At 73.0% G+C, this 18,131-nt stretch carries 15 protein-coding genes; 7 read left to right on the plus strand and 8 right to left on the minus strand.

The genetic code is table 11. The features are described from left to right. Positions 1-92: 92 nt before the first annotated feature. The 6 genes from LO762_RS30530 to LO762_RS30555 all read right to left on the minus strand — a co-directional run bounded on the left by LO762_RS30530 (position 93) and on the right by LO762_RS30555 (position 7,563). Positions 93-1,127 (minus strand): hypothetical protein, encoded by a 1,035-nt coding sequence (locus LO762_RS30530; RefSeq protein WP_230619708.1) that lies wholly within the window; start codon positions 1,125-1,127, stop codon positions 93-95. Between the two features lie 48 nt (positions 1,128-1,175). Continuing rightward, positions 1,176-1,586, minus strand: a complete 411-nt coding sequence (locus LO762_RS30535) for a GNAT family N-acetyltransferase (RefSeq protein ID WP_230619709.1) — start codon at positions 1,584-1,586, stop codon at positions 1,176-1,178. A 287-nt stretch (positions 1,587-1,873) separates the two neighbouring features. After that, positions 1,874-2,911 (minus strand): ABC transporter ATP-binding protein, encoded by a 1,038-nt coding sequence (locus LO762_RS30540; protein WP_230619710.1) that lies wholly within the window; start codon positions 2,909-2,911, stop codon positions 1,874-1,876. After that, positions 2,908-4,419, minus strand: a complete 1,512-nt coding sequence (locus LO762_RS30545) for an iron ABC transporter permease (RefSeq protein WP_230619711.1) — start codon at positions 4,417-4,419, stop codon at positions 2,908-2,910. The genes LO762_RS30540 and LO762_RS30545 overlap by 4 nt, the downstream gene beginning before the upstream one ends. A gap of 56 nt (positions 4,420-4,475) precedes the next feature. Further along, positions 4,476-5,516: an iron ABC transporter substrate-binding protein gene (locus tag LO762_RS30550; RefSeq protein ID WP_230619712.1), complete on the minus strand. Its 1,041-nt coding sequence runs from the start codon at positions 5,514-5,516 to the stop codon at positions 4,476-4,478. Positions 5,517-7,164: 1,648 nt separating this feature from the next. Next, positions 7,165-7,563, minus strand: a complete 399-nt coding sequence (locus LO762_RS30555) for a BlaI/MecI/CopY family transcriptional regulator (protein ID WP_230619713.1) — start codon at positions 7,561-7,563, stop codon at positions 7,165-7,167. 157 nt (positions 7,564-7,720) lie between these two features. Between LO762_RS30555 and LO762_RS30560 the strand changes: the two genes are divergently transcribed. From LO762_RS30560 to LO762_RS30570, 3 genes are all read left to right on the plus strand, one after another. Beyond that, a complete protein-coding gene (locus LO762_RS30560; RefSeq protein ID WP_230619714.1) occupies positions 7,721-8,080 on the plus strand; it encodes a hypothetical protein in 360 nt (119 codons plus the stop codon). Positions 8,081-8,899: 819 nt separating this feature from the next. Continuing rightward, positions 8,900-9,319, plus strand: a complete 420-nt coding sequence (locus tag LO762_RS30565; RefSeq protein WP_230619715.1) for a YciI family protein — start codon at positions 8,900-8,902, stop codon at positions 9,317-9,319. 15 nt (positions 9,320-9,334) lie between these two features. Then, positions 9,335-10,624: an RNA polymerase sigma factor gene (locus LO762_RS30570; protein WP_230619716.1), complete on the plus strand. Its 1,290-nt coding sequence runs from the start codon at positions 9,335-9,337 to the stop codon at positions 10,622-10,624. Between the two features lie 279 nt (positions 10,625-10,903). Here the strand turns inward: LO762_RS30570 and LO762_RS30575 are convergent, their stop codons facing one another. Further along, positions 10,904-12,151 carry an MFS transporter gene (locus tag LO762_RS30575; protein ID WP_230619717.1) on the minus strand — a complete coding sequence of 416 codons (1,248 nt, stop codon included), beginning with the start codon at positions 12,149-12,151 and terminating at the stop codon, positions 10,904-10,906. A 538-nt stretch (positions 12,152-12,689) separates the two neighbouring features. Further along, on the minus strand, positions 12,690-12,992 hold the full coding sequence (locus LO762_RS30580) for a hypothetical protein (protein WP_230619718.1): 303 nt from the start codon (positions 12,990-12,992) through the stop codon (positions 12,690-12,692). Between the two features lie 348 nt (positions 12,993-13,340). Between LO762_RS30580 and LO762_RS30585 the strand changes: the two genes are divergently transcribed. The 4 genes from LO762_RS30585 to LO762_RS30600 are packed head-to-tail and all read left to right on the plus strand — an operon-like array spanning position 13,341 to position 18,080. Beyond that, positions 13,341-13,757, plus strand: coding sequence for a hypothetical protein (locus LO762_RS30585; RefSeq protein ID WP_230619719.1), 417 nt, complete (start codon positions 13,341-13,343; stop codon positions 13,755-13,757). Continuing rightward, positions 13,754-15,241, plus strand: a complete 1,488-nt coding sequence (locus LO762_RS30590; protein WP_230619720.1) for a CocE/NonD family hydrolase — start codon at positions 13,754-13,756, stop codon at positions 15,239-15,241. The genes LO762_RS30585 and LO762_RS30590 overlap by 4 nt, the downstream gene beginning before the upstream one ends. Further along, positions 15,238-16,629: a YcaO-like family protein gene (locus LO762_RS30595; protein ID WP_230619721.1), complete on the plus strand. Its 1,392-nt coding sequence runs from the start codon at positions 15,238-15,240 to the stop codon at positions 16,627-16,629. The genes LO762_RS30590 and LO762_RS30595 overlap by 4 nt, the downstream gene beginning before the upstream one ends. Further along, on the plus strand, positions 16,626-18,080 hold the full coding sequence (locus LO762_RS30600) for a YcaO-like family protein (protein ID WP_230619722.1): 1,455 nt from the start codon (positions 16,626-16,628) through the stop codon (positions 18,078-18,080). Before LO762_RS30595 ends, LO762_RS30600 begins: the two co-directional genes overlap by 4 nt. The last annotated feature ends 51 nt before the right edge of the window (positions 18,081-18,131 follow it).

Consider the following 18,131-nt stretch of genomic DNA (forward strand, 5'->3'; position numbering starts at 1 on the left):
AGCGTCAGTCCCGGTTCCGCCCACCCAACGTCAGTCCCAGTTCCGCCCACCTAGCGTCCGCCCGGTTCCGTCCACCTAGGGTCGGGCGGGGCTCAGGGAAGGTCGCGGAAGACGCCCGAGGCGGGCCCGACCGTGCCTGTGGCGAGGACCGGGCCGCCAGCGGGCGCGGCCAGGGAGGACAGATGGCCGCCCGACGGGGTGCGCGTCCAGCGCCCCACCGGGTCACGGTGGGCCAGTGCCGAGTCGTCGCCGTTGACGTCGGTGGAGCCCAGGAACCAGTGGCCGCCCCTGCCGTCCGGCACGGGCGCCGCGTCGCGGAGCAGACGCCCCGCCTTGGCGGAGATGTCCTCGAACCGCCAGCCGGAACCGGTGTCGAAGACGAGGAACGACGAGACGCCGATCTCACCGGTGACCCACACCCCGGACGTGTCCGCGCTGACGCCGGTGAGCCGCGGACCGTCCGAGGGGGAGCCGTCGGACGGCGTCTTCGGGAGCACGTCCGAGAGGTCGATCCGGCTCCAGCGCCCGCCGTCGAACCGATGGACCGCCGCACCGTCAACGGCCCACACCTCGGCGGGCGAGCGGGCAGCGACCCGGAAGGCATGGAACGGCACACTCCGCTCCGCCCACGCCGCCCCGTCGAAGTGCCAGGCCCGGCGATCGCCGAACACCCACACGTCGTCGGCCGCGAGCGCGGCGATCCGCCCGGCGTCGCCGGGCAGCCGCCGGACCGTCGTCCAGCCGCGCCCGTCCCAGCGCAGCACCGAGACCTCGCGGCCCTCCTCGTCGCCGAAGGTCACCCAGACGTCGGCGGGCGACGACGCGGCGGCGGCGGACACCTGCCCGTCCCCGACCGGCAGGTCGTGTTCCGCCCACCCCGCGCCGTCCCAGTGGAACGCCGTCGGCCGGTGCGGGCCGTCGGCCAGCGGCAGCCGAGCCCTGAGGGAGGCGGGCTCCCAGCCGAACGCCCAGGCGTTGTGCGGCCCCGTCGCCAGGACCTCCCCGTGCGCCAGCGACGGCTGGCGGGACACCAGGCGCCAGCGGTCATTGCCGTCGGCCCAGCGCGCCCCGGCGAGGTACAGCGCGGTGGCGCCCGCCACGGCCGCGGCGACGAGTTCGCGGAACACGTCAAGCAGGCTAGAGGGTGCCTCGCCGGGACGCCTGGGTTGATGGGGTCAGCCGGGTGGGGTGTGCCGCATGACGACACGCGGCCCGAAGGTGTGCAGCCCCTCGTCTCTCTCGGTTTGCCAGCGGGACCGCAGTTCGGAGCCCCATTCCGTTTCGGGAAGCGGACGGAAGCCGTGCCGCCCGTACCAGGGCGCGTTCCACGGAACATCCCGGAAGGTGATGAGTGTGAGATCGGGCCCCGCGACGTCCAGCGCCGCCTCCAGGAGTCGCGCCCCCAGGCCCTGGCCGGTGCGCGAAGCGCGCACCGAGATCTGCTCGAGGAACGGCAGCCCGTCCACCTCCCCGACCAGCGCGAACCCGACCGGCGGATCCCCCACCACAAGAACCTCAGCCCCCACCCCCGCCTGCTCCACCACCGTAGGCCCCTCCCCGAACACCATCCCCAACCGAGCGAACAACCTGTCCGAACTCCTCTCGATCTCCCCCAGAACCCGCAAGTCCCCCACCCACCCCCGCCGAACCGACCCCATCCCCACCACACCCTTTTCCCGTCCCACTTCCCACCCCACCCTGCCACCCCCGCCCCCCACAACGCCACCGATTAATCCCCGACCCCACCCCTCCCCGCCGCCGATGACCGAACCGCGTGGTTCTTCCCGGCATGCGACGGTTGACGGTGTCCGTTGTGGGCGTCCGCGCGGGTCGCGTCGAGGCGGCGGGTGGGTGGTCGTTCTTGGGCGGTGGGTCAGGTGGGGAGCCAGGTGTGGGTGGGGCCTTTGATGTGGATGGGGGTGGTGGTGCCGATGGGGAGGGGGTGGGGGCCCTGGACCTGGGCCTGGGTCTGGGTGCCGTCGGAGAGGCGGAGGGTGAGGAGGGTGTGGGGGCCGTAGAAGTCGAGGGACTCGACGAGGGCCTTGGCGGGAGCGTGGGAGGAGGGGCCGGGTCCGGGGTGGATCTGCTCGGGGCGGATCATCAGGAGGGCGGTGACGGTGCCCGGCGGGGCCGAGGGAACTTCGACGGTGCCCAGGGCGGTGTCGGCGCGGCCGTCCCGCAGGGTCGCCTCGATGAGCGTCGCCTCGCCCAGGAACGTCGCGATCCACGGGTCGGCGGGGGCCCGGTAGACGTCGGCGGGCGGGCCGAACTGGAGGACGCGGCCCGCCCGCATGACGGCGATCGCGTCGGCCATGGACAGCGCCTCGGCCTGGTCGTGCGTGACGAGCACGCCGGTCGCGTCCGCCGCGCGCAGGGCGGCCCGGACGTCGCGGCGCAGGTCGGTGCGCAGCCCGGCGTCCAGCGCGCTGAACGGCTCGTCCAGCAGCACGAGTGACGGACGCGGCGCCAGCGCGCGCGCTAGGGCGACGCGCTGCTGTTGCCCGCCGGACAGCTGGTGCGGCATCCGGTCGCCGTATCCGGCGAGCCCGACCATCTCCAGCACCTCCGCCACCCGCGACGTGCGGCGCTCGGCCCGGCCCAGCCCGTACGCGACGTTCCCGCGCACCGAGAGGTGCGGGAACAGCGCGCCCTCCTGCGGCACGATCGCGATCCGGCGGCGGTGCGGCGGCGTGTGCGACGTCCCCGACGCGACGACCTCGCCGTCGATCGTGATGACGCCGGAGTCCGGCCGCTCGAAGCCCGCGACGCAGCGCAGCAGCGTCGTCTTGCCGCATCCGGACGGCCCGAGGACGGCGAGCAGCGTGCCGTTCGGGACGGTCAGGTCGACGGCGTCCAGCGCGGTGACGGGGCCGAAGCCCTTGGCGAGAGCGGTGATCTCCAGCCGGCTCATGGGCCGACCTCCTTGGCGAGGATGCCGGACCGTACGGCCAGCAGCCAGGTGGGCAGGGAAGCGAGCAGGACGAGCAGGGCGGCGTAGGGCGCGGCGGCGGCATACGCGGCGACGGAGGTGTTGGACCACAGTTTGGTGGCGAGCGTGTCCATGCCGGTGGGCCGTAGCAGGAGCGTCGCGGGGAGTTCCTTCATGCAGGTGAGGAACACGAGCGCCGCGCCCGCGCCGATGCCGGGCAGCGTCAGCGGCAGCGTGACGGTCCGGAACACGGTGACGGGCCGTTTGCCGAGCGACCGCGCCGTCTCCTCCAGGATCGGCGGGGCCTGGACGGCGGCGCCCGAGACCGACGTCACGGCGAGCGGCAAGAACAGCGCGGCATATCCCAGGGCGAGCAGCCACGTCGTCTGATAAATCGGATAGGCGACGTTGATCCCGAAGAACACCAGCGAGAGCCCGATGACGAGCCCCGGAAGCGCGTGGCTCAGGTAGCTGAGGTGGTTCAGCGTCGAGGTCAGCACGCCGGGGGCCCGCGCCGTAAGCAGACCCAGCGGCAGTGCGAGCGCCATCGTCAGCGCCGCCCCCGCGAGCGAAAGCCAGAGCGAGTTACCCGCCGCCGTAAGCACGTCGCTCCAGGCACCCGGCCGGGAGACACCCACGGCCATGCGCCGCGCGAGGCTGAATACCGTCATGCCGAGCGACAGCCCCGCGACGCCCACGAGCAGCGCGACGACGGGCCAGCGCGCGGCCCCGAGCGCCACCCGGTTCGGCGGCCGCCGCCCGCTGGACAGCGACGCGAACCGCGCGCCCCGGCTGCGGGTGACCGTCTCGGCGGCGAGGACGACCGTCGTGAGCAGCACGAGGACGCTGGACAGGACGAGCGCGCCCGTCCTGTCGAAGCCCAGGTCGAACTCGATGAAGATGGCCCGGGTGAACGTGTCGGCGCGGATGATGGAGACCGCGCCGAAATCCGAGAGCACGTACAGCGCTACGAGGAGTCCGCCCCCGGCGACGGCCGGACGGATCTGCCTGAGCGTGACCCCGGTGAACGTCCTTAGCGCGCCCCGTCCCAGCGACCGTGAGATTTCCTCCTGCGCCGGATCGGCTCCGGCCAAGGAAGCCGCCACAGGCAGGAACACGTAAGGGTAGGAACACAGGACGAGCACAAGCGCGGCGGGCCAGAACCCCTCAAGGCCGCGGAACGTGGACGTCCACGCGAACGCTGCGACGTAGGTGGGCACCGCGAGGGGGAGCGCCGCCAGGACGCCGAGAAGCCGCCGCGCGGGCATGTCGGTGCGCACGACGACAAAAGCCGAGCCGACGCCCAACACGAGGCAGCCGAGCGTCACCACGGCGGCGAGCGCGAGGGTGCGCAGCGCGAGCGTGCCGACCCGCGCCGACACGACCTCGTCCAGAACGCGCGCCATCCCCGCCTCCGACGTGCGGACGGCGAGGTAGACGAGCGGGATCGACGCGACGGCGACCGCGGCCGCCGACAGGAGAAGGAGCATGGGCCGGGGGACGCGACGGCGGAACCGTGCGCGCCCCCCGGGACGGACCGTGGTGATCAGGGGACGAGCCCCGAGTCCTTGATGAGGGCGATGGTCGCCTCAAGCTGGTCGAGGTCGTTGAGGTCCACGGCCGGGACGTCGAGGGCGTCCAGCGCCGGGACGTACGTCGGGCCCGCGATGCCGGTGACGACCGGGTACTCGGACGTCTCGGTCGCGAACAGCGCCTGGACCTCGGGGCTGAGCAGGTAGTCGACGAGGGCGCGCGCGTCGGCGTTGTCGGCCGCCTTCTTCAGGATGCCGACGCCCGCCACGTTGACGAGGGCGCCGGTGTCGCCGCCCTCGAAGAAGTGCAGCTTGGCCTTCAGCGCGTCCGGGGTGGTGCCGCGCTCCTTGGCGAGCTCACCGAGGTAGTAGTGGTTGATGAGGCCGACGGGGAGCGTGCCCGCGTCCACCTCCTCGAGGATCGCGCCGTTGCCGTCGCGGACCTGCGGGTCGTTGGCCTTGAGCCCGGCCAGGAACTCCTTGGCCTTGGCCTCGCCGTGCTGGACGGTGATCGCGGTGACGAACGCCTGGAACGAGGCGTTGGTGGGGGCGACGCCTACCTTGCCCTTCCATTCCGGCTTCGTCAGGTCGAAGACGGACTTGGGAAGGTCGCCTTCCTTGACCTTGTCCGCGTTGTAGACGAGCACGCGGGCACGCGCGGTGACGCCGACCCACTCGCCGGACTTCGCCCGGTACGTCTCGGGCACCTTGGCGGTGACCTCGCCGGGCAGCACGGCGAACAGGCCCTTCTTGGCGACGGCGCCGAGCGCGCCCGCGTCCTGGGAGAAGAAGACGTCGGCCGGGGACTTGTCGCCTTCCTCAAGAAGCTGGGTCGCGGTGGCCGCGGTGTTGCCGTACCGCGCGTCGATCTTGATGCCGGTGTCGGCGCTGAACTTGTCGAGGATCGGCTTGACGAGGTCCTCGCTACGGCCGCTGTAGACGGTGATCGTCTTCTCGGCCGAGGTGTCGTCCTCGCCGCCACAAGCGGTGAGCGTGACGCCGAACAACATGACGAGACTCGCGGCGACCGCGAGGGTTCTGCGGGGGGAACGCAAAGGTGTGCTCCTTGGTGCAAGGGGGTTCGGGGGTCCCGGCTACTTCTACAGCATTTAGAAGTTAGCATAGCCTTGCCTTACCTCCCACTACCCACCGCACCCACCCCACCACACCCCGCCCCAAGCCACCCCAACCAGCCCGCCCCCTCTAACCCCCGCCCCCCAAACCCCCAGCCCCCACCCAACGATGCCACCGCCGCTCCCACCAGAACCCACCCCACCCCCCAAACCCCAGCTCACCCCACCCCAAGCCCCAAAACCACCCCCACCCCGCCCCCCCGCCCAGCCCCCCGACCGCACCCCTCACCAACGCCCCAAACTCCAATCCACCCCCCATCTCAAAGCCCCACCCCCACCCAAACGCCACCCCCAGCCAAGCCCCCACCCGTTACCCAATCGTTGACCCCACCCGCCCCCGCCCCATCCCATCCGCCCCCGCCCCATCCACCTGCCCCCGGCCAATCCCATCCGGCTCATTCCCACCCGGCCTTACCCCACCGGCCCATCCCCACCCCATCCCCGGCCATCCCCACCCCTGACCCCAGCTAACGCCACCCCAGCCAACGCCACCCCGGCTATCCCCACCCCTGACCCCAGCTAACGCCACCCCAGCCATCTCCGCCCCGACCCCAGCCAAGCCTGCGCCAACGCCGCCCCAGCCAAGCCCACGTCCGCCAGTCAACCGTTGCCGACCCACGCGCACGCCGCCCAGCCAGTCCCCATCCCCACAGCGCATCCCCGCTGTCCGGACGCGTGGACGGCGAGAAGGCGCGACACGTCTGTGTCCGGCCCCGTCGGGGCGTCGCAAGCCGGTTCCTACCCGCGGTCCCCGCCTCGCGGGAACAGCCGTCCCGGTCAGGCCCGTGCCCTCGGAGCGGCCGTCGCCGCTCGTTCCGTGCCTCGCGGGAACAGCCGTCCCGGTCAGGCCCGTGCCCTCGGAGGGGCCGTCGCCGCTCGCTCCGTGATCGGCGGTGTCGGCACGTTGCGGTGGCTGCGGTGTTGGTCCGGTGTGTCGGTTCGAGCGTCGGTTCGGAGTGCCGCTGTCAGCCGGACGCGCTAGCGGCGCACGCGGGCGCGGCGCGTCTCTGTCTGGACGCATCGCGGTGGGCGTCGCCGATTGGTCCCTACCGGCGGTTCCGGCCTTGCTGAGCGTCCGCGCTGGTCATGGGCAGCTCGGCCGCAGCCCTCGCACCGCGGAACAGCCACCGTGCCGTTGGGTTGGGCGTTGTGGTGGTGGGCTCTGCGTCCGTGACGTCGTGACACGGAGCCGGTGATCACAGCGCGCCGGGCGGGGTGTCTTCGCTGGAGAGGCGGGGCACGGCCGTCAGGTCGGGGGGTTCCGGGGCGGGGAAGAATTCTGGGGCCGTGTCGATTTTGGGGCGCGGGTCAGGTCTGGTTCGGTAGTCCGCGCCTTGTGGAGCGGGCGGGCGTGGGTCGGTCTGGGCTTTGTGGAGCTGTTGGCCGCTCGGTGCCGTAGGTCAGTCGTCGCGCCGCTGTTCTTGTGGCGTGGGGCGACTGGGGCCGGTCGGTTCCCGCTTTGTGGGGCTTGGCTTGTGGGGTGGTTGTCGTTGGTTGGGCTGCGCTCCGCGCTGGGGTTCTTGGGCTGCGGGAGTGGGCGGTGTCGGGCGGTTTGCCGCCTCTGGGTTGGTTAGTCTTCGGCTTCTTGGAGTAGGCGGCGGAGGGTTTGTTCGTCCTGGGAGTCCAGGGAGCCGATGAAGCGGCGGAGGACTGAGGTGCGGTCGGCCTCGTCGGTGAGGAGTTTGCTCATCCGTTCGGCGGTCAGGCTGGGCGCGTCGGCGATCGCCCGGTAGCGGAAGGCGCGGCCGTGGCGTCTTCGGACGACGGCGCCCTTCTGGTGGAGCCGGGTCAGGGTCGTCACGACCGAGCTGTAGGAGAGGTTCGACGTCGCACCGAGGGCGTCGAGGACCTCGCCCGGGGTCATGGCCCGGTCGGTGTCGACGAGGACGGTGATGATGTGGGCTTCGAGCTGCCCGGAGCGCCTGCGCCGGATCGGCGACGCGCTGTCCGAAGGATCTTTCGGCGGCACCGATTCACCTTAATCCACCTTCCTGACTCCCAGAGTCGTTCTCCGGGCTGACGCGCTGTGTACTCCTCCGGCCGGGCGCGGCCGTGCCCGGTGTTTCCGCTGGCAGCGGCGGCCCGCGCGCCGCGTCCGGAATCTTGGGTTGTGTCATGATGTGCCGATGGAGCGTGCCCGTGCGGTGCCGTGCCGGGTCGCGGTGTGCCGAGACTGCTGCTGCGGCAGCCCGAAGATCGCCGGCGTGGACCACGACGCGCAACTCGCCCGCCTCCGGGAGCACACGCCCGTCACCGTCGCGGACTGCCTCGACGTGTGCGAGTACGCGAACGTCATCGTGGTCCGGCCGTCGAGCGAGGGGCGCGCGGCCGGGGCCAGACCCGTCTGGCTCGGCCTCGTGAACCGCGCCGACGCGACCGAGGACATCGTCGCCTGGATCAACGCGGGCGGCCCCGGAGTCGCCCCGATCCCCGCGACACTCGACCTCCACGTCTTCACTCCCCTCCCACCAAAACGGGTCCGCTGACACGCGGCTCCCAGCCGAGAACCATGGTGCTGCGCCCCGCCCGTAACACCGCGACACAGGAACCGGCGCTCACCACTCCCACCCAGGCGGTTCCGGCGACGTGTCCTGCCGGGCTGAGCACGGCGCTGGGCCCTGCTTCGCGACGTCATGACGCGGAACCGATGATCACCGCTCCCACCTCGCGGGTTCGGTGACGTGTGCCGCCGGGCTGGACACCGTGGTGGTGGGTTCTGGCTTCGTGATGCTGTGAGACGGGAGTCGGTGTTCACCGCTCCCACCTGGGCGGTTCCGGCGACGTGTGCCGCCGGGCTGAGCACGGCGCTGGGCCCTGCTTCGCGGCGTCATGACACGGGGTTCGGTGTTCATCGCTCTCACCTCGCGGGTTCGGTGGCGTGTGCCGCCGGGCTGGACACCGTGGTGGTGGGTTCTGGCTTCGTGATGCTGTGAGACGGGAGTCGGCGTTCGTCGCTCCACCTGGGCGGTTCCGGCGACGTGTGCCGCCGGGCTGAGCACCGTGGTGGCGGGCTCCGCGTCCGTGGCGTCGTGACACGGGAGCGGTGTTCGTCGCTCCACCTAGGCGGCTCTGGTGACGTGTGCCGTGGTGGGCTCTGTGTCCGTGATGTCGTGACACGGAGGCGGTGATCACAGCGCGCTGGGCAGGGTGTTTTCGCTGGAGAGGTGGGGCTCGGGTCGTCGGATCGGGGGGGGTGTGGGAGGCGGGGAGGAAAAAGTTCTGGGGCCGTGTCGATTTTGGGGTGTGGGCGTTCGACCTAGGGGTGAGAGGGTCCGGAAGGGGCCCTGAGACCTGGAGGACGAGAGATGAAGTACATGCTGATCATGCGGGCGACCGACGAGGCGTACGAGCAGTTCGGCGAGGTGGACTTCACCGAGATGATCGAGACCATGGGGCGGTACAACGACGAGCTGATCAGGGCCGGTGTCCTGCTCGCCGCCGAGGGGCTGCACGACGCCGAGGAGGGTGTCGTCGTCGACTACTCCGCCGACCCGCCGATCGTCACGGACGGCCCGTACGGGGAGACCAAGGAGCTGTTCGGCGGCTTCTACATCCTCAACGTCACCTCCAAGGAGGAGGCGATCGAGTGGGCGAAGAGGTCGCCCGTCCGGGGCAAGGGATTCAAGACCGAGATCCGCCGTGTCAGCACCATCGACGAGTTCCCGCAGGACAACGAGTGGATCAAGCGCGAGCGTGCGTGGCGCGAGGCCACCGGCCAGCTCTGAGCGGGGCGCGGACGCATGGCGGACCCGACGGGCCGCCGGGAGGCGGTCGCGGCGGTGTGGCGGATCGAGTCGGCGCGGATCGTCGGCGCGCTCGCCCGCTACACCGGCGACTTCGCGCTGGCTGAGGACCTCGCGCAGGAGGCCGTCGCGGAGGCGCTGGTGACGTGGCCGCGTGACGGCGTGCCCCGCAACCCGGCGGGCTGGCTGCTCACCGTCGGCCGCCGCCGCGCGATCGACGCGTTCCGCCGCCGCTCCGCCCTCGACGACCGGTACGCCGCTCTCGCCCGCGACCTGGGCGAGGGCGGCGCCGTCTCCGGCAGCCCGCCCGCCGACCCTTCGGGCGCCGCCGACGACGTCCTGTGGGATCCCGACCAGATCGACGACGACGTGCTCGCGCTGATGTTCACCGCCTGCCATCCGGTGCTCTCGCGCGAGTCTCGGGTGGCGCTCACCTTGCGCGTCGTCGGCGGCCTCACCAGTGACGAGATCGCCCAGGCGTTCCTCACCCCGACCGCGACGGTGCAGGCCCGCATCACCCGCGCGAAGAAGACGCTTGGCGCGGCCCGTGTGCCGTTCCGGGTTCCGGCCGCGGGGGAGCGTGCCGAACGGCTCGGCTCCGTGCTCAACGTGATCTATCTGATCTTCACCGAGGGGGCGTCCGCGAGCTCGGGGGACACCCCGATCCGTCTCGACCTCGCGGGCGAGGCGCAGCGGCTCGCCCGCGTGCTCTCCCGGCTGGTGCCGGACGAGCCCGAGGTGCACGGGCTGCTCGCGCTGCTGGAGCTGACCGCCGCCCGCTTCCCCGCGCGCACCGCCCCCGACGGCGCGCCCGTCCTCCTGGAGGACCAGGACCGCAGCCGCTGGGACCACGCCGCCATCCGGCGGGGCCGTGCCGCGCTGGCCCGTGCCGAACGGGCGGGGCGCGGTTTGGGCGCGTACGGGTTGCAGGCCGCGATAGCCGAGTGCCACGCCGTCGCGCCCTCGGTGGGGGAGACGGACTGGCGGCGCATCGTGCTCATCTACGAGGCGCTGGGCAGGCTCGCGCCCTCGCCCGTCATCGACCTCAACCGCGCGGTCGCCGTCTCCATGGCCGAGGGGCCCCGCGCGGCCCTGCCCCTGGTGGACGCTCTGGTGGCCGCTGAGGCGTTGCCGCACTCGCATCTGCTGCCCGCCGTCCGCGCCGAGCTGCTCATCCGGCTCGGCCGTACCGAGGAGGCCCGCGCCGAACTCACCCGTGCTTTGAAGCTGTGTCCTACCGGTCATGAACGCCACATCCTCACCCGCAAACTCACCGCCCTCACCTGAGGGCCCGCCGCCGGACGCCCATCGTCCGCCGCGACGAGAAATCCCCGGCCCGCGCCGCCCGCAAACTCGCATCGCCGAAAAATTCGCCAACCTGTTCGAACGCGCGCCGCGCGTCGCCGTCCGGCCCGGTGCTCCCGCGTCGCGACGGCGACCCGCCCGTCCGCGTCCGCGATCGCCCGCCCGAGCCCTTGCGTTGATCCCGTCGCCAGCGCCGTCGCACCGGCCAGATCAATCTGCATGAGGTCGCTCCTCGCATCCGAATGAACACTCATGGTCGCCCTATCGACCGGCTTTCGCCGTGCCGTCGTCGCGGGGGAACAGGGCGAGCCAGGCGACGCCGGAGACGGCCATCAGGGTGCCCAGGAGCGCGGGGAGCAGGCGGGGGCCGAGCACGTCCAGGAGTGCGCCCGCCGCGGCGGCGGAGGCGGCGAGGCTCGCGGTGGCGACGGCGCTCCACAGCGACGTCACGCGCCCGCGCAGCGCGTCGGGCGTCGCGGACAGCAGCGCGCCCATGGCGGTCGGCCCGTACACGACGTCGGAGGCGGCGGCCGCACCCCACAGCAGCAACGTCACGGCCGGTAGGGACGGCAACCCGAGCGGGATAGTGAACAGGCCCTCCAGCAGGCACGAGAGGCCGACCACCCGAAGCCGGACGTGGGGCGAGGCGCGTTGCAGCCGCCCCGAACACGTCAACAGCACCAGCGCGCCGACCACGCCCTGCACGGCGTAGAACCACCCGGTACCTCCGTCGCCCAGGTCGTGGACGCGGAGCGCGAGGTGCGTCATGACGGTGATGGTGCCGCCGAGGCCCAGGCAGAACGCGGCCTCCAGGCAGAGCAGCGCGGCGATGAGCCGGGTGCGCGCCGCCACGCGCAGCCCCTCGCGGAGCGACGCGAGCCAAGGCGTGCGGGTCGTACCACCGCCCCGCCTACTGCCCGCCGTGACGCGCGCCGTCAGCACCAGCGAGAGCACGAACGAGGCGGCGTTGACGACGAAAGCCCACCGCCACCCCACGAGCCCGATGACGGCCGCGCCCGCCAGCCCCCCGACCGCCTGGAACACCATCCCGTTGACCTGCACGGCGGCCGAATACAGGACGTACTCGTCGTCACGGACGAGTGATGGCATCCAGGCCGAGCGCGCCGCCTGGAACACGTATCCGACGGCCGCGGAGGCGAATGTGAGCGGGTAGACGAGCCAGAGGGAGGCCCGGCTGTCCGCTAGGAGGAACGTAAGCGCGAGCGCGGCCAACAGGCCGTCGCAGACCAGCATGACAAGGCGCCGGTCGGCCCGGTCGGCGAGCACGCCGCCCCACGGGCCGACGAGCAGGCCGGGCAGGTAGCGCAGCGCGAGCGTCGCGCCCGCGGCGAGGGCGCCGCCGCTGTGCGCGTAGACCATCGCGAACACGGCGACGGCGCTGAACCAGCCGCCGCACACGCTGACGAGGTTGCCGAGCCACAGGAGCCGGAAGTCGCGGTTGGCCGACAGCAGGGGGAGCAGCCCGGGGGCGGGCGAGGCGGTCACCATGGCTCAGCACTCTAGCGACATTGACAACCATTTTCATTTTCGTTTTGATACGAGGGTCGCGCCGGAGATGCCGGAAAGGCCCGCTTCTGCGAAGTTGTCGGGCTTTGCCGTGCCTCCGCGCTGACGTCCCCTGTCCGCCTACTCGTCCCGGAAGGAGGTGAACAAGGTGAAGGTCACGAAGCTGGCGGTCGCGAAGAGCCGCGGCCAGGTCCACTCGTCCAACCACGCCACGGCGCGCTCCTCCGCCATCGCCTGGCGCTAACCCCGTCACCCCCCAACGGGGCCGGGCGCGGCTCCCACGCCGCCCCCGGCCCCTCACCAAGGAGTCCCCATGCCCTCCGCCCCCCGCTGGGCCCCCGGCACCTCAGTCATCCCCGCCACCCCGTCCTGGCTCATCCACACCCCCACCGAGGAGTTCCTCACCCTCACCCCCAACGAACCCTCCACCTCCGACGAACACCCACATGCGCCCGAGACCGTCGAAGGCACGGCCGACGTAGCTTCTGGCGAGCCCTTCAGCGCAGGCCAGCAGCCGGACCTAGGCGCACCGGAGGCCGTCGAAGGCACGCCCGACGCGGCTCTTGCCGAGCCTGCCACCGGTGCGCGCTCGGACCTCGGCGCACCCGAAGCCGCCGAAGGCGCGACCGACATCGCTTTCACCGAGCCCACCACCACAGGCGAGCGCCCGCACCCGCGCGCGCCTGAGGCCGGTGAAAGCGCGTCCGACGCAGCTCCTGACGAGTTCTCCGCCTCGGGTGGGCGCTCGGATCTCCGCGTGCCGGAAGCCGGTGAAGGCGCGTCTGACGTGGGTTCTGGTGGGTCTTCGACCGTCGGTGGGCACCCGGACTCCCGCGCGTCGGAGGGTGTTGTGGGCACGAGCGGCATGGCTTGTGAAGGGCCTGCTGGTGCGGGGGAGCGTCTGCGCCTGCGTGCGTCGAAGGCAGGTGACGGTGCTGAGGTGGCGGGGTTGGGGTGGGTGGAGGAGGAGGTGTTGGAGGCGCTTGAGGGCGAAGGGGTGTTGGTGGGGGTTGGGGCGGAGACGGGCGGAGTGGTGGGGGTGGTGGGGGAAGGAGCGGTTGTGGAGTGGCTTGTGGGGTTGTTGGAGGGGGTGGGGTTTCGGGTGGTTCGGGGGGATGAGAGTGCGTCGGTGGGGGAGGGGGTTTGGGCGGTGGTGTCGGTTGCGGAGTGGTTGCCGGATCGGCGGTGGGCGGCGGTTGAGGAGGAGGTCGTCCGGGCGGGGGTGGCCTGGCATCGGGTGTACGGCGAGGGGCGGCGGTGGTACGTCGGGCCGTTCTGGACGGGGGAGGGTGACGCCGGGTACGGGGACGTGCGGGTGCGGCGCCTGGCGGCCAGCCCGTGGCCGGAGCAGTTGGCGGCCTACTGGCGGTGGCTTGACGACGGCGGGCGGCCCGAGCCGGATCCGGTCGGTGCGCCGGGCGCGGTGGCCGCCGCGGCGTTCGTCGTCGCCGACCTCGTCGCCCTGCGCGCCGGACGTGTCCCTCCTGGGCGGAATGTCCAGGTCGGTATCGACCTCACCGAGGGCGTCGTGCGTAGGCATCCCGTCCTACCTGTCCCGGTCGGGTTGATGCGGGAGGTCCCGGCGTGAGCGCGCGCGTGCTTCCGGAGCTTCCCTTGGCCGTCGCGGACGGCACCGTCCTCATCGGCGACCTGTTCCTACCGGAGGCGGACGCCTCCGCGTGCGTCGTGGCACGCACGCCGTACGGGACGCCAGGGCTGTGGCCGGAGGCGGTCGCCCTTGCTGAGGCCGGTCTCGCGGTGCTCGTCCAGGACGTTCGTGGCCGGCACCGCTCCGGCGGGACGTTCCGGCCCGGCGCCGACGAGGCACCGGACGGGACGGCGACGCTCGACTGGGTCACCGCGCAGGAGTGGTCCGACGGACGGGTGCTGCTCGCCGGCACCGCCTACGAGGCGTACACGGCCTGGTGCGCGGCTCCGCATCCGGCCGTCGTGGGCGTCGCGTCCAGGCAGCCCTGGCCGTCCGAGGACGCGCCCGCCCTCGACGACGAACTCTGGTGGCGCACCGACCTGGGCACGGGCGACACCGTCCGTCCCGGCCTTTACGACGCCGTCACCGCGCTCGCCCCCGGCCTCGCCGACGCCCTGGCGTCCCCCGGCTTCGGCGACCGCTGGCCCGTCCCCCTCGGCCCCTGGCCGCCCACGCGCGACACCTGGGCGGAGCCCCGAGAGCGGGCCGCCCGAGCCGTCCAGGCCGCTTCCGTCCCCACCCTCCACCTGGGCAGCTGGTACTGCGCCTCCGCCGCGACGACCCTCCGACACGCCCGCCTCGCCCACGCCGCCACCGTCGTCGTGGGCGGCTGGGCCTCCCCTCTCACCCACCACCTCCTCCCCGACTGCGCCCTCACCCTCCCCGAGGGCCCCGACCCCACCGACCTCATGCACACCTGGCTCCTCGCCCAAGCCCACGCCACCCCCTTCCCACCCCCACCCCTCTGCCTCGTCCTCCCCGAAGCCTGGACGGCCCGCTCTCCCCTCCAGCCTCCCGCACCGCGGCGAGCACCAGAGGACGTCGCGCAAACGATGCCGTTGGACGCCACCGCGACGCCCCTCCCCTCGTCGGCGTCCGGGAGGCGAGCGGCGGCTGTGCGGCCGTCGCCGCGCGACGTCGCGGCTGAGGCGGTGTTTCGGCTGCTGGGCGGGCCCGGGGCCCGGGTGCCGTCCGCGGGGCACTCGGCCGATCTGGGGCCCGCGCGGGAGGGGCCGGGGCTGGTGCGGCTCGAGTTCGCCGGGCCGGTCGGCTGGCACGGGGCCGCGCGGCTCGGGGTCGAGGTGCGGGCGCCCGAGGAGGTCGGGCTCGTGGCGACGTTCGTGCACGCGCGGCCCGACGGAGTCCGAACGCGGATCACGGACGCCGTCGCGCGGGTTCCGGCCGGCGGCGGGCGGGTCGAGCTGCGGGCCGCGCCGACGGCGGTCCGGCTGCCGGAAGGGCACGCGCTCCACGTCGAGCTCACCGTCGGCCGGCCGCCGCGCCACGCCGCCCCCGCGCGGCCGGTGGCGCTCGACCTCGTCCCGCAGCCGCTGCTGCTTCCCCAGCCGGAGGACCTTCCGTGAACACCGAACTGCTCGTAGACGAGCGCACCGGTATCGTCGCCAGGCTCTTCGCCGCCGACCCCGAACCGTGGTGGCCGCCCGGCCTTACGGTCTGCGGCACCCATGTCGGCGACCTCGCCGCGCACCTGCCGTGGCCCGCCGACCGGGTCTCCACCGGGACCGCGTTCGCCGACCCCGATCGGGCTGAGAAGTCCGCCGTAGGGGAGGCGATAGAGAGGTACTGCGGCAACTTCGTCCCCGAAGGGCTGCGACGGGCGACGTACCGGGAACTCGTAGAAGCCGGGTACAGGGCCGTCGATCCGGAAGGGCTCGCCCTGTACTCGCGCGAGCAGTACGCGGAGCCCGGCTCCCCGTTCGTCCCCTTCGAGCGCGACCTATCGGTGCTCTGGACGCACGGCGTCACGCTGCCGGAGGACGAGCCCGTCCTTGTGCCCGCCTCGCTCGTCTACCTGAACTACCACCAGCCGCCGCGCGCCGGCGAACCCGTCACCAACTTCGTGATGCTCGCCGGGATCGCCGCCGGGCCCGACGCCCGCGCCGCCCGCACCGCCGCCCTGGAGGAGGTGATCGAGCGGGACGCCACCGTCGTCTGGTGGGCGAACCGGCTACCCGCGCGGCCCGTGGACGTCGCGCACCCACGCCTCGCCCCGTACCTGACCCCGGACGGACGCGGACCCGGCTGGGCGACGGCCACCGGGGTGGAGGCACCCTGCCGCTATCGGGTCGTCGCCCTCCCGACGGTCTTCGACGTCGCCGTCATCGGGGTACTCCTTGACGACCCCGAGTACAAGCTGTCCGTCTTCGGGGTGGCCGCGCGGCCCGATCCCGTCGACGCCGTCTTGAAGGCGCTGGCCGAGGCCGTCACGCTGCGGCGTTACGCGCTCGGCCTACTCGACCCGGACGGCGACCTGTGGGTGTCGGCCAGGGAGGGCACCATCCCTATCGAGTTCTTCCATCCGCACCGCCACGACCGCCGTTACACCGACTCCTACCGTGGCGACTTCCGCGACGTCGTGGACCTGTCCTGCCACAGCCAGATCTGGCTCGACCCAAGGCTCCGCCCGCACCTGACGCCCATCACGGGCGACGACCGCGTCATCGCCCTGGACGACCTCCCGCGCGTCGAGGGCGACCCCTACACCGCCTACCTGGAGCGGCTCGCGCGCGTCGGCCTTACGGCGCACGCGGTCGACGTCACCACGCCCGACGTGGCGGCCGCCGGGGTGAGCGTAAGCAGGGTCGTCGTCCCCGGCGCCTACTCCAACGCACCCGCCGCGTTCCCCTTCCTCGGCGGCGAGAGGCTCCGCACCGACCCCGTGCGGCTCGGCCTACGGTCCGCCCCGACCCGCGACGACGAGCTCAACCTCGTCCCGCTCCCGCACACGTGACCGCCCCCGACGCGCGCTGCGGCGTCGTCACCCGCCTGGACCACGGCACGTCCCACGGCGTCCTGCGCACCGCGACGGCGACGCTCGCCGCCACCGACGCCTACGCCCTGCCCCTGGGCAACCCCGTCGTCGGCGGCGCCTCCTGGACGTCCCCCGCGCGGGCCGCCCAGCGCGCGCTGGGCGAGGCCGTCGAACGCCTCGCAGGCCACCTCGTGGACCCCGCCCGCCTCCGCTTCGCCACCGCCGCCGCGCTGGGCGCCTCCGCCCTGGACGTCACCACGCTCGCCCTCTACCGCCCCGCCCAACGCGCCCGCCCGGGATTCCCCTTCTCCGGCCTCGACCCCTCCGCCGCCCGCCACTGGACCCTCGCCCACGACGACCAAGGCACCGCCTTCTGGGTCCCCGCGTCCCTCATCTGGCTAGCCCCTGGCCCCCATGCCCACGACCACCGCGAACCGCCCAGTCATGTGCCTACTGGGCACTCTCGGACAGACAGCCCTGGATCACCCGATCGTGCGAACCACGTCGACGTCTGGTCGGCCCCCGGCCCGCACACTCAAGGCCACATTCCCGGCGAGTCGTCCAACCCGCTGCGCATTGGGCAGAACGGGACGGACCGTCGCCTGTCGTCCGACCAGACGAACCGTGCCGAACCCCCCGCCGGGGCTCCCGAAACCCTCGGTGAGGGAAGGGCGCCGCATCTACCGGTGGGGGCGGGCTTGGCGGCAGGGGAGACGTTCGCGGCCGCGCGGGCGGGAGCACTTGCCGAGGTGGTGGAGCGGCACGCCCTGGCGACGGCCTGGTACGCGGGGGCGAGGTTTCCGGAGTTGCCGGAGCAGCCGGTGCCGCGCCCAGCCGGGGTGCGCCTGGTGTGGCACGCGGTGCCGAACCTGCTGGGCGCGCCCGTCGTCGCGTGCGCGGCTTACGCCGGGGACGCTGTCGTGCTCGGATGCGCGCTCGCACCGGAGGCGCCCGACCCGGTGCGCGTGGCCGGACGCAAGGCGGCAGCCGAGGCGCTCGCCTCGCTCGACGCGCTGGCCGCGGTGCGCGCGGGCGTGCCCGAGTGGGACGCGGTGCTGCACCCGGTCCGCGCGGACCGGCGCTACGCCGACTCCTACCGGCCCGACCTGTCCGACGCCACCGACCTCGTCTGCACCCTGCAGCTCCTCGCCGACCCCCGGGTGGCGGCGGCCGTCGCCACCCGCCTGGCCAGCGGCGTCCCACGCGGCTCCTGGCGGCCCGGACCGATCGCGCTCGACCCCGCCCTGCGCGCCCGCGGCCGCACCGCCCTGACCGTCGATCTGAGCCCGCCGGGGCCGCCCGGCCCGCGCGTCGCCAGGGTCCTCGTGCCCGGCCTGCGCTCGGTCGCCCCCGCCGCCTTCCCGTTCCTCGGCGACGGCGCGGAACCCCTCCCGGCGACCACGGAGACCCTGCCGCTCCCGCATGTCTGACCCCCTACCGGCCACCGCCGGAGAACCCTCCGGCGCCGGTCATCGCAAGAG

It is taken from the genome of Actinocorallia sp. API 0066, from assembly GCF_020991275.1.
In the GTDB taxonomy this organism is placed as follows: domain Bacteria; phylum Actinomycetota; class Actinomycetes; order Streptosporangiales; family Streptosporangiaceae; genus Actinocorallia.